The organism is Flavobacterium magnesitis (assembly GCF_041729735.1).
In the GTDB taxonomy this organism is placed as follows: Bacteria; Bacteroidota; Bacteroidia; order Flavobacteriales; family Flavobacteriaceae; genus Flavobacterium; species Flavobacterium magnesitis.
This window is the reverse complement of the sequence record NZ_JBCFQK010000018.1, coordinates 23,425-36,098: the sequence shown is the minus strand read 5'-3', so window position 1 is coordinate 36,098 and position 12,674 is coordinate 23,425. Positions and strand designations below refer to the sequence as shown.

Sequence of the window (12,674 nt, the reverse complement as noted above, 5' to 3'; positions counted from 1 at the left end):
AAAGAAGCAAGGGTAGAAAAGTAAAAACAAAGAATCAAGACATTATCTTTTTTCTAACTTCTTTTCTCGATTTTCTCCAAACAAAAATATATAACATGAAGTTTCATTTTTCAAAAAAAATAATCGTATTCCTTTTTCTAATGGTTTTCCAATTTTCTTTTGCTCAAAAGAAAGAAAGTAACATCGGATCAGAAGAGGTAAATATTGTAAAACCGTATACGCCAACCATTTCTGATGCTTCAAAAATTCAGGAATCTCCAGTTCTTGATGACGACGGAAATGCTAAAAAAGAAACTATCAATTATTCTATTTTCTCTTTTCCTGTAGCTTCTACTTTTGCTCCTGCTAAAGGAAAAGCAGAGGGTGTTGATAAGGAAGCGCAAGAGAAATTCTATAATAACTACGCTACTTTAGGATATGGAAATTATGGAAATTTAAATGCTGAATTATTTGTCAATAAGGAATTAGGAAGCAATGATTATGTAGGTGGAATGTTTAGGCATTTTTCTTCTAGTGGAGGAGTGAATGATGTACCGTTGGATAGTTGGTTTTACGACACGGCTTTAGATGCTACTTATGGAGCACATTATGATACAATGTCGTGGAATATTGATTTAGGTTACCAAAATCAAGTTTATAATTGGTTTGGTTTGCCAACTGATTTTGGAAGTACATTAAGTGCGTCAGATAGAAATTCATTGATTGCAGGTATTGATGCTAAACATGCTTACAATGGAATTTCATTAGGAGGAAAAATGCGTTTTAATGAAGGTGCTTTTAAAGAAGCGGCAATGAAATTTAGTCATTTTTCTGATAGTTATGGTTCTTCTGAAAATAGATTTTACGTTAAACCATCTTTGCAATTTGATGTTGCAAATCAATTTGTAAAAACAGATTTTACTGTGGATTATGTAGGCGGTAGTTTTGATAAAAATTATACAAATACTAATACCGAAGCTGTAAAATACGGTTTTACTAATTTGGGAATTTCGCCAAGTTTCGTTATCCAGGAAAATGGTTGGAATGTAAAATTGGGAGCTTCATTGTTTTACAGTATCGATAGAGAAGGAAGTGATAATCAGTTTTTAATTTATCCAAATATCAATGTTTCTTATCCAGTGGTAGACGATTTAATGATTTTTTACGCTGGAGCCGAAGGAACTTTAGAGCAAAACTCGTATATGGATTTTGTAAAAGACAATCCGTTTTTGTCTCCTACACTCACTATTATGCCTACGGACAGACAGTATGATGTTTTTGCGGGATTGAAGGGGAAATTAGCTTCTAGTGTAAGTTATAATCTTCGTGGTTCTTATAACAATGAGAGAAACAAAGCTTTATTTAGAAGTAATGATTACACGGAAAATACGGCAAATGAAAATTACGCTTTTGGAAACTCATTTCAAGTGGTTTATGATGATGTACGAACCTTTAGTTTTTCAGGAGATTTGAAAGCTGATTTTTCTGAAAATGTAAGTTTTGCTATTGGTGGAACTTTTAATAGTTACAATAACAGTAATGAACAAGAAGCCTGGAATTTACCTGCTGTAGAAGTTAATTCGTCTATTGATTTTAATATTACACCAAAATGGTTTGCTGGAGCAAAAGTGTTTTATGTGGGAGAGCGTAAAGATTCACAGTTAAATAGCGATTTAGCTCCTGTGGCAAATTTTGCTCCAATAAAATTAGGAAGCTATTTTGATTTGAATTCACATCTAGGTTACAAATACAATTCACAGCTAACAGGATTTATTAAGCTGAATAATATGACTGGAAAATCCTATCAAAAATGGATGAATTATCCGGTTCAGGGTTTTCAGGTGTTAGTAGGAGCTAATTTTAAATTTGATTTTTAAGTTTTTTAGTTAACCACAAAGAGCACTAAGATTTCCGCTAAGTCCACAAAGTTTTAATCCTTTGTTTTTACTTTCGAAATCTTAGTGCTCTTTTTTTTGTTAAAGGTTTTTACAGATTGTTTTAAAAAAACTTTGTGTTCTCTGTGAAAACTTTGTGTCCTTTGTGGTAAAAAAATATTATTCTGTAAAAGGAATCGCAATACGAGTTTTATCCCATCCAATGTTTAGCACCATACCTTTATCAGCTGGTGTAAAAACCATTGAAAGCGCTTCAAGAGATTCTTCGCCTTGTGTAACAGGAACGTTTAATCTGGCAACATCGTTTTCAGCTTTATAATTGTAAGCGCCCCAAACGTTGATGCTTCTGTTGATAATAACGGTATAATTGTCTTTTTCAGGAATGGTGTATAGTGAATAAGTTCCAGCTTGGATTTTAGTTTTACCTAATTTTACACTTCTGTAAAAAGTAATTTCAGTAGCTTCATTAGCGCCAGTTCTCCATACTTTTCCAGCAGGAGCTAGTTCGCTTAAAGGACGTCCTTTAAGTTGCGGACGGCTGTAAACCACTTTTGCTGCTTTAACCGGAATTTTATAGTCGGCAGGAAAAAAGGCTTGGTCTAATGGACTTTTGTCTAAACCAGAAAATTTTTGAGCTTTTGCGTCGGTAGCTAATAACAACAGAAAACCAAAAGCAATTGCGGAAATGAATTTTAATTTTTTCATAATAATTTTTAAAAGAATAAGATTAGTAATGATTCTTTTACGAAGTTAAAGAAAAATAGTTGTTTATGACTTAAGAATTTCAAATACCCATAAAATAGTGCGAGATTGAGAGAATAAAGTAGATTTACTTTTTTACACTTCAAAAAAACAACATCTTTGTAATCTAAGAAACGAGTACTTCAATAAAATGACTTTTAAACAAAAAATACATCAGTATTATTCCCGATTAGTAGAAGATCGGATCGATGCTTTCCGGGATATGATTTCGGCTCTAACCGAAGATTCTAAAAATGATGCGAAAGGTTCAGCTGGCGATAAACACGAAACGGCTTTGTCGATGATGCATTTAGAACAGGAAAAATTCAATACGAAACTTAGAGAAGTTTTAGAGCAAAAAGCAGTTTTAGACAAAATTGATGCTTCGGTCATTGCAAAAACTATCGTTTTAGGAAGTTTGGTAAAAGCCAATGGAATTTATTTGTATCTGTCTTTGGCTTTGCCAAAAATAACTATCGATGGCGTAAATGTAATTGCTTTATCGCCGCAATCGCCGTTGGGAAGTAAGTTAATGGGGAATTCGGTTGGTTTTACTTTCGAAATTAATGGAACGAAATATTTGATTGAGAGTGTTGAATAAATGCTGTTTCTGTAAAACTAATATTTTAAAAATAATACTTTATCTAAAAACCAAAGTCTGTCTTTTTGAGATGGACTTTGGTTTTTATACAATCGAAATCATTTAAAAAAATGGGATTCCCTAAAAAAAACTTTCGTAAATTCGCGACCTTAAAAGTTTGACTTTAAAACGAATTAAAATTATGAGTAAAATAATGACAGTCGACATCTTGTCGAGTATTAAAGGAGCACAGCCTTCAGAGAGCGTGAACAAATTATTTGATGTAATTAAGAATGCACATCCATCAAATAATAGTACTGCAAATACTGTCAATCATAATTGTGTGTCTGTAAGTGATTTAAGAGAAGATGTTGTGGTAGAGAGTTCGGCTATGGAAAAACAACTCATTTTAGAGAATTTCCCGAACAAAAAAAATGGTTTTTTAGTTGTTGCTAAAGTTATAGAAGGATAAAATGGATTCTAAAATAAAAGAAATACACCAACAATTGGTGTCAAAACAAATTACTTGTACGGCTTTAGTGCAAGAGAAATTAGACTTGCTGAAACAAAATACATATAACTCTGTAAATGCTATATTGGATACTTTGGCTTTGGAATTAGCGGCTAAAGTCGATGCTAAAATTGCAAACGGAGAAACAATCGGTTTGCTGGAAGGTATTCCTTTTGGAATTAAAGATGTATATATGTTGCAGGGAACTTACACAACTGCAAGTTCTGATTTGTTGAAAAATTATAAATCACCTTATACAGCTACTGCTATTCAAAAATTATTGGATGCAGGAGCTATTCCGTTGGTAAAAGAAAATTGTGACAGTTTTGGTCACGGATCTTCTAGTGAAAATACCATTTTTGGCGCTGTAAAAAACGCTATCGATCCTGCATTAGTTGCTGGAGGTTCCAGTGGTGGATCTGCGGTTAATGTTGCTAAAGATTACACTGTTTTTTCTATTGGTGGAGATACTGGAGGTTCGATTCGTCAGCCTGCTGGATATAATCATATTTATGGTTTCAAACCCACTTACGGAAGAATTTCAAGATTTGGATTAATGGCTTATGCATCTTCTACAGATTGTGTTGGCCCATTAGCAAAATCAATTGAAGATATCCGAATTGTACTGAATGTAATGAGTGGTAAAGATCCAAAAGATCAAACTTCAATTCCTTCATCAGAAATTAGTGAAGAGGAAATAAGAACTTCATCAGTAAAAACAATTGGTTATTTTAAAAATTTTATCGAAAGCGATGCTATTGATGCACAGGTAAAAGGGGACTTTTTAGCAAGTATCGAAAAAATAAAAGCCAAAGGAATTGAAGTAAAAGAATTGGATTTCTTTGAATCAGATGTTTTAGTTTCAACTTACTATACATTGGCAATGGCTGAAACAGCTTCGAATTTATCTCGTTTGGACGGAACCAATTATGGAAACCGTATTGAAGCGGAGAATCTAATTGAGACTTATGCTGTGACACGTTCTGAAAATTTTTCAGAAGAAACAAAACGCAGGATTGTAGGTGGAAACCAAGTGTTGTCTCAAGGTTTTTCAGATGAAATCTATTTAAAAGGATTGGCTGTAAGAGATCAGATTTCGGAGAATTTTAGTAAAGATTTTGAAGAAGTAGATGTTATTTTATCACCAGTTACACCAAGTACGCCACCTAAAATTGGAGACAGTTTAAAAGATCCGCATGCGATGTATTTATCAGATGCTTATACGGTTGGTTTTAGTTTAGGACAATTACCAACTTTAACTGTGCCACAAGGAACAAGTACTGGATTGCAAATTACTGCAGCAAAAAATAATGATGAGTTAGTAATGCAATTTGCTAATTTCTTAAAAGATACAATATAATGGAATTGGAACAATTAACGGCGGCTTTAAAAGCCCACGATTTAGAATTGGTAATTGGACTGGAAACTCACGTTCGATTGAATACCAAAACCAAGTTGTTTTGTTCTTGTCCAAATCAAGAAATAGAAACACCTAATGAGAATATATGTTCTGTTTGTACAGGACAAATGGGCGTTTTGCCTGCTTTGAACAGAGAAGCAATCACTAAAGCGATTTATTTTGGTAAAGCGGTGAATTCTACATTTAGTAACGAAGTGATTTCCTGGGATAGAAAGCATTACGAATATCCTGATAATCCAAAAAACATTCAGATAACGCAATTTCATAATCCAATAATTCCTGACGGACAGGTTTCTTGTTACCGAAATGACGGTTCTCAATTTACCGTGAATTTAACTCAGGTTCATATTGAAGAAGATGCGGCAAAATTGGTTCACGAAAAGAAAATTTCGTTAGTCGATTTTAACAAAGCAGGTGTTCCTTTGATTGAAATTGTTACAGAACCTTGTGTTCGTAATATTGAAGATGCTTCTACTTATGCGCAATACATTCAGCGTATTGTTCAAAATTTAGGAATCTCTGAAGCGAATTTGGAAAAAGGAGAATTCAAATCGGATGTTTCGGTTTCTTTACGCAAAATAAATTCAGAGGTTTTAAATCCAAGAACGGAAATCAAAAACTTGAACTCGTTTAAGTTTATGATCGAAGCTTTGAAAGAGGAAGTAGAGAAGCAATTCAATTATTTTATCGAAAATAAAGCGTTTAGACCTGATCAAACGACTGTGTTGTGGGATGCTGATTTAAAGCAAACCAAAACTATGCGTAAAAAAGAATTTGAAGCGGACTACCGTTTCATTTCGGAGCCAGATTTACCTTTTGTAAATATCAAAGCGGAGATTGAAGCCATTACAGTAGATACAAGTGCTTTGCCTTATGCGGTGGAATCTATTTTAATTAATGGAGGCGTTTTGCCACAGGATGCTAAATTTTTTACGGCAGATGCGTTGCGTTCTAGAACATTCGTTACTTTAAATAACGAAATTAAAGATCCTTCGTTTGTTGCTAAAACTTTGGCGAATAATATTAAGGCTGAAGATTATGATAAGATTCATAATATTGAGCATTTAATAACCATTTTTGTGTTGTTTAAAGCAGAGAAAATTACAGCTGTTTTAGTTCAAAATGCGATTGCAGGTTATTTAAAAGATCAAAATTTTGATTACAATAAATATTTTGCTGATAACACTATTTCGGAAGATAAAATCCAGGAAGTTATTGTTAAAGTAATCTCAGAAAATGAAGCAGTTGCCAATGATATTAAAGCGGGTGACCAAGGAAAAGCGGGTATTTTAGTTGGTAAAGTTTTAGGTGTTATTGGAAAAGGAGCGAACGGAAAAGTAATTCGTCACATTATATTAGACAAATTAGGTGCTGACGCTGTTTTAGAAAACGCAACATCACAAGAAAAAACTGCTGCAGCAACAGTTGCAGAAAATAAAGAAAGTCAGGATGAAGCACTTCCTGAAATTCCGATTATTATAAAAGACATTTATAGAACGCATAAAATTTCACAATTATCAGAAGCAAATGTCAACGAAGAAGTGATGTTATCCGGCTGGGTTGCCAGTGTTCGTGACCACGGAGAATTGATGTTTATTGATTTGCGTGATTCGAGTTATGAGATTTTCCAAATCCGTATTAGTAGAGAATCATTTCCTAATATCGATGAGTTAGTGAAATTGAAACCAGAATCGGTAATTTCGGTAAAAGGTATTGTTGTTGGGCGTAATGAAGATGATTACAATGCAGGTTTACGTACAGGTAAAATAGAATTAGAAACTTCAGTTTTAGAAATTTTAAATTTATCGAAAACATTGCCTTTCGAAATTAAAAGAGCGGCTAAAACTAATGAAGCAATTCGTTTTCAATACAAGTTTTTGGATCACAGAAATGAAGAAGTAAGACGAGCTATTGTAAACCGTCATAAAGTAATTAAGTTAATTCGTGACATCTTAGATGAAGAAGAATTCTTAGAAATTGAAACACCAATTTTAAGTGCAGGAACGGATGAGGGAGCACGTGAATTTATTGTTCCTACACGTAAACAAGCGGGTTTATTTTACACCCTGCCACAAGCGCCACAACAGTTTAAGCAAATGTTGATGGTGAGTGGTTATGAGAAATATTTCCAGGTAGCGCGTTGTTTTAGAGATGAGGATTCTCGTGGGGATCGTCAGCCAGAATTTACGCAGTTGGATATGGAAATGGCGTATGCCAGTATGCAGCAAATTATAGATTTGAATACCAAAATATTTAATGAAGTAGTTAAGAAAGTATACGGTAACAAATGGATTTTACGTCCGTTTGAAGTGATTACTTATAAAGATGCAATGGATTTCTACGGTTGTGACCGACCTGATTTACGTTACGGATTGAAAATGCAAGACATTACCGAAATTGTAAAAGAGACTACTTTTCAGGTGTTTTCTAAACCAATTGAAGAAGGTGGAATTGTAAAATGTATCAAGGTTTCGGCTCAGGAGCAAGGAAACAAACGTATGTCTAAAGGGCAAATCGAAACCTTAACAGCTGTTGCGCAACAACACGGCTTAGGTGGCTTGGCTTATATTATTGTAAATGAAGAAGATTTGCAATCGCCTATTATTAAGTTTTTAGGTGAAGAAATTGCAGCAGGAATTATAAAAGCGACTGATGCGCAGGTTGGAGATATTGTATTCTTCTCAGCTGCAGATTACGCTACGGCAAATAAGGCTTTGGATGCGGTTCGTCAGGAATTGGGCCGAATGCTGAACTTGATTAATCCAAAAGAATTACGTCCAGCTTGGGTGGTTGATTTTCCAATGTTTGAAAAAACAGATGAAGGAAGATGGACATTTACACATAATCCGTTCTCGATGCCAGCTATTTATGATTTGAAAAAACACATGGATGGTAATGAGGAAGAAATAGGTTCTATCATCGCGCAACAGTACGACATCATTCTGAATGGATACGAAATTGGTGGAGGTTCAGTTCGTGCGCATAAATCTGAAATCTTAGAAGCAACTTATAGAAATATGGGTTACAATAAAGAAGAAATGATTAAGAGTGTAGGAACGATGTATAAAGCTTTCCAATATGGTGCGCCACCACACGGAGGAATTGCTTGGGGAATTGACCGTTTAATGATGATTTTAGAGAAAAAAGCATCGATTAGAGAAGTAATGGCTTTCCCAAAAACAGGAACCAGTGAAGATTTATTATTTGGAGCACCATCTCTTTTATCGGACAAAAAGGTTGAAGAGATGAATGTTCGAATAATTAAGTAGCAATATCAAAAATCAATAGCAATTACAATTGCAAATTGAAGAATAAATAATTTCAAGTTTCCAAAACAGCATGTTAAATGTTTGTTTTGGAAATTTGTGTTTTATAGCTTTTTTTAAATTGCTATTGCAATTGAACTTTATGATTCAAAATAATTGGTTCGTTTATTGTGAACTTTTTTTATCTTTGTGCTATATTTGTAATAAATATGAAAAGAATCATTGCTAAAAAGACTTTGAAAGATTTTTGGGAAAAACACGCCGATGCTGAACAGTATTTGAAAACTTGGTATGAAACGGCAAAGAACTCTGATTGGAGTTCTCCAAATGACATCAAACAGACTTTTGTTAATGCAAGTGTTTTGAAGGATAGTCGGATTGTTTTTAATATAAAAGGGAATTCGTATCGACTGATTGTGAAATTCAATTATGAAAGACAATGGGCATTTATTCGCTTTATTGGAACTCATGCTGAATATGATAAAATAAATGCTGACACAATTTAAAATTTAGAATTATGCAAATAGCACCTATTAAAAATAAAAATGATTACGAAAAAGCACTTGAACGACTTGAAGTAATATTTGATGCTGCTCCCAATTCTATTGAGGGAGATGAAGCGGATATTTTGTCAATGTTAATTGATAATTATGAAAATCAACATTTCCCTATCAATGCTCCAGACCCAATTGAGGCGATAAAAATCAGAATGGAAGAAATGAATATCAAGCAGAAAGATTTGGTTGGAATTATTGGTGGGAAAAGTAGTGTTTCTGAAATTTTAAACAAGAAAAAACGATTAACTGTCGATATGATTAGAGAATTGGAAAGAGTTTTGAATATTTCCGCATCTGTATTAGTTAATAATTACCAATTGAGTAAGTAAGAAATTTAATTTCAATAACAGTATTTAATTGCAATTGGCATTGCCATTGCAAGTTGAAAAATAATAAATTTCCAAAACAGCATTTTAAATGTTTGTTTTGGAAATTTGTTTTTATGGCTTTTTTTTCATCGCTATTGATTTTTGAAATTGTCATTGAGATTGATTTTTGTAATTACAAATATTATCGAAATTGACATTTTTTGTTGATAACTTAAGTGCTTAAAAGGTTATTTTTAACGGTATATAGTTTCGGTTTTTATATATTTGCTTGTTAGTCAAAAAATACATTTAGAATTAAATATATGAGCGAAGAAATCAATAAAGGAAATTATTCAGCAGATAGTATTCAGGCATTAGAAGGAATGGAGCACGTAAGAATGCGTCCTTCCATGTACATTGGAGATGTTGGAGTTCGTGGACTTCATCATTTAGTTTATGAGGTTGTTGATAACTCCATTGATGAGGCCATGGGAGGTCATTGTGATACTATTGGTGTTGCAATCAATGAAGATGGTTCTATTACAGTAGAAGATAATGGTCGTGGTATTCCTGTTGGGATTCACAAAAAAGAAGGCGTTTCGGCATTAGAGGTTGTAATGACTAAAATTGGTGCTGGAGGTAAATTCGATAAAGATTCTTATAAGGTTTCTGGAGGTTTGCACGGTGTAGGTGTTTCTTGTGTGAATGCTTTGTCAAATCACTTAACTGCGACAGTTCACAGTAGTGATGGAAAAGTATATCAACAAGAGTATGAAAAAGGAAAAGCACTTTATCCTGTAAAACAAATTGGAGATACTACTAAGAGAGGGACTATTGTAACTTTTTATCCAGATCCAACGATTTTTACACAGACTACAGAGTATTCATATGATACGCTTTCGGCTCGTATGCGTGAGTTGTCTTTCTTAAACAAAGGAATTACAATAACTTTTACAGATAAAAGAGAAATAGATAAAGACGGAAATTTTCTTTCGGAAGTTTTTCATTCTACTGAAGGTTTAAAAGAATACATTCGTTATTTAGATGGAAATCGTGAGCCAATTATTAGGCACGTAATTTCGATGGATCACGAAAAAGGAGAAATTCCAGTTGAGGTAGCTTTGATTTACAATACCAGTTATTCTGAGAATATTTTTTCTTATGTAAATAATATCAATACTCACGAAGGAGGAACGCATTTACAAGGTTTTAGAACTGGTTTGACTCGTTCTCTTAAGAAATATGCGGATGCTTCGGGAATGTTGGATAAATTAAAATTCGATATTTCCGGAGATGATTTCCGTGAAGGTTTAACAGCGATTATTTCCGTAAAAGTTGCTGAACCACAGTTTGAAGGACAAACTAAAACCAAGCTTGGAAACAGAGAGGTAGTTTCTCCTGTAAGTCAGGCGGTAAGTGAAATGGTAGAGAATTATTTGGAAGAAAATCCAAATGATGCTAAAATCATTGTTCAAAAAGTAATCCTTGCAGCTCAGGCACGTCATGCAGCTAAAAAAGCGCGTGAAATGGTGCAGCGTAAAACCGTAATGGGTGGCGGTGGATTGCCAGGAAAATTGTCTGATTGTTCGGAACAAGATCCAGCAAAATGTGAGGTTTATCTTGTCGAGGGAGATTCGGCTGGTGGAACGGCAAAGCAAGGTCGTGATAGAAACTTTCAAGCTATTTTGCCATTGCGTGGTAAGATTTTGAACGTGGAAAAAGCAATGCACCACAAGGTTTTTGAAAACGAAGAGATTCGAAATATATTTACGGCACTTGGTGTAACTATTGGAACAGAGGAAGATAGTAAAGCATTGAATATTTCGAAATTGCGTTACCATAAAGTAATTATTATGTGTGATGCCGATGTCGATGGTAGTCACATTTCTACTTTGATTTTGACATTCTTCTTCCGTTTTATGAAAGAATTAATCGAAGAAGGACACGTTTATATCGCTGCTCCGCCTTTGTATTTGGTTAAAAAAGGGAACAAGAAAGAATATGCCTGGAATGACGTGCAACGTGATCAGGCAAATGAAAGAATGGGTGGAAGTGCCGGAATTCAACGTTATAAAGGTCTTGGAGAGATGAATGCAGAGCAATTGTGGGAAACTACAATGGATCCTAGTTTTAGAACTTTACGTCAGGTAACGATTGATAGTTTGGCAGAAGCTGATAGAGTTTTTTCTATGTTAATGGGTGACGAAGTACCTCCAAGAAGAGAATTTATCGAGAAAAATGCAGTTTATGCTAATATTGATGCATAAAAAATAGTTTATTCGGTGGTTAATTTGAGCAATAAATTGTAGATTAGCAGGAGTTAACCAATTTTATAACCCGAATAAACATTAAAATATGAAAGTTACTATTGTAGGAGCAGGAAATGTTGGAGCAACCTGTGCAGACGTTATTTCTTATAGAGGAATAGCTAGTGAAGTAGTTTTGTTAGATATTAAAGAAGGTTTTGCCGAAGGTAAAGCATTAGATATTATGCAATGTGCTACTAATACTGGTTTTAATACTAAAGTGTCTGGAGTTACCAATGATTATTCAAAAACAGCCAACAGTCAAGTGGTGGTTGTGACTTCTGGAATTCCTAGAAAACCAGGAATGACACGTGAAGAGTTGATTGGGATTAATGCAGGAATCGTTAAATCGGTTGTAGAAAATGTTTTGAAATATTCTCCTGAAGCAATCATTTTGATGGTTTCAAACCCAATGGATACAATGACTTATTTAGCATTGAAATCATTGGGTATTCCAAAGAATAAATTAATAGGTATGGGAGGAGCTTTAGATAGTTCTCGTTTTAGAACCTATTTGTCATTGGCTTTGGATAAACCTGCAAATGATATTTCAGCAATGGTAATTGGTGGTCATGGTGATACCACGATGATTCCGTTAACACGTTTGGCTTCTTATAATGGTATTCCTGTTAGTCAGTTTTTATCTGAGGATGTTTTACAAAAAGTAGCTGCTGATACTATGGTTGGTGGAGCTACACTAACTGGTCTTTTAGGGACTTCTGCCTGGTATGCACCTGGAGCTTCAGTGGCTTATATTGTAGATAGTATTTTAAACGATCAAAAGAAAATGATTGCTTGTTCGGTTTATCTGGAAGGAGAATACGGTCAGAATGATATTTGTATTGGTGTACCTTGTATCATAGGTAAAGACGGAGTAGAAGAGATTTTAGAAATAGAGTTAGACGACAAAGAAAAAGCTTTGTTTGCTAAGAGTGCTGAGGCAGTTAGAGTCATGAATGATGCCTTAAAGACTATTTTAGGGTAACTTTTTTCACATATAAATTGGAGACTGCAATTTTTGCAGTCTTTTTTTTGAGATTAATTAATAAATAAATTGGTTAATCTTAACCAGAATTATATATTTGCTCGGTTTAAAAAATATTTGGCTTGA

10 protein-coding genes are annotated in these 12,674 nt (G+C 34.0%); 9 read left to right on the top strand and 1 reads right to left on the bottom strand.

Annotated elements, in window-relative coordinates:
- Window positions 1-95: 95 nt before the first annotated feature.
- Window positions 96-1,856, top strand: coding sequence for a TonB-dependent receptor (locus tag AAGV33_RS12145; protein ID WP_373392293.1), 1,761 nt, complete (start codon window positions 96-98; stop codon window positions 1,854-1,856).
- Between the two features lie 177 nt (window positions 1,857-2,033).
- Here AAGV33_RS12145 and AAGV33_RS12140 read toward each other — a convergent pair whose 3' ends face one another.
- A complete protein-coding gene (locus tag AAGV33_RS12140) occupies window positions 2,034-2,579 on the bottom strand; it encodes a DUF2911 domain-containing protein (protein WP_373392292.1) in 546 nt (181 codons plus the stop codon).
- A gap of 187 nt (window positions 2,580-2,766) precedes the next feature.
- Here AAGV33_RS12140 and AAGV33_RS12135 point away from each other — a divergent pair, with 187 nt between their 5' ends.
- The 8 genes from AAGV33_RS12135 (at window position 2,767) to mdh (ending at window position 12,548) form a co-directional block, all read left to right on the top strand.
- Window positions 2,767-3,216, top strand: a complete 450-nt coding sequence (locus AAGV33_RS12135) for a hypothetical protein (protein ID WP_373392291.1) — start codon at window positions 2,767-2,769, stop codon at window positions 3,214-3,216.
- Between the two features lie 181 nt (window positions 3,217-3,397).
- Window positions 3,398-3,667 (top strand): Asp-tRNA(Asn)/Glu-tRNA(Gln) amidotransferase subunit GatC, encoded by a 270-nt coding sequence (locus AAGV33_RS12130; RefSeq protein WP_373392290.1) that lies wholly within the window; start codon window positions 3,398-3,400, stop codon window positions 3,665-3,667.
- 1 nt (window position 3,668) lies between these two features.
- On the top strand, window positions 3,669-5,066 hold the full coding sequence (locus AAGV33_RS12125; RefSeq protein ID WP_373392289.1) for an amidase: 1,398 nt from the start codon (window positions 3,669-3,671) through the stop codon (window positions 5,064-5,066).
- A complete protein-coding gene (gene gatB/aspS, locus AAGV33_RS12120) occupies window positions 5,066-8,395 on the top strand; it encodes a bifunctional amidotransferase subunit GatB/aspartate--tRNA ligase AspS (protein WP_373392288.1) in 3,330 nt (1,109 codons plus the stop codon). Before AAGV33_RS12125 ends, gatB/aspS begins: the two co-directional genes overlap by 1 nt.
- 206 nt (window positions 8,396-8,601) lie before the next feature.
- Entirely contained in the window at window positions 8,602-8,898 is a 297-nt protein-coding gene (locus AAGV33_RS12115) for a type II toxin-antitoxin system HigB family toxin (protein WP_373392287.1), read from the top strand.
- An 11-nt stretch (window positions 8,899-8,909) separates the two neighbouring features.
- Complete coding sequence (locus tag AAGV33_RS12110) at window positions 8,910-9,278, top strand: helix-turn-helix domain-containing protein (protein ID WP_373392286.1); 369 nt, start codon at window positions 8,910-8,912, stop codon at window positions 9,276-9,278.
- A gap of 302 nt (window positions 9,279-9,580) precedes the next feature.
- Window positions 9,581-11,524 carry a DNA topoisomerase (ATP-hydrolyzing) subunit B gene (gene gyrB, locus AAGV33_RS12105; protein ID WP_373392285.1) on the top strand — a complete coding sequence of 648 codons (1,944 nt, stop codon included), beginning with the start codon at window positions 9,581-9,583 and terminating at the stop codon, window positions 11,522-11,524.
- 88 nt (window positions 11,525-11,612) lie between these two features.
- Complete coding sequence (gene mdh / locus AAGV33_RS12100; protein WP_373392284.1) at window positions 11,613-12,548, top strand: malate dehydrogenase; 936 nt, start codon at window positions 11,613-11,615, stop codon at window positions 12,546-12,548.
- Window positions 12,549-12,674 lie beyond the last annotated feature (126 nt).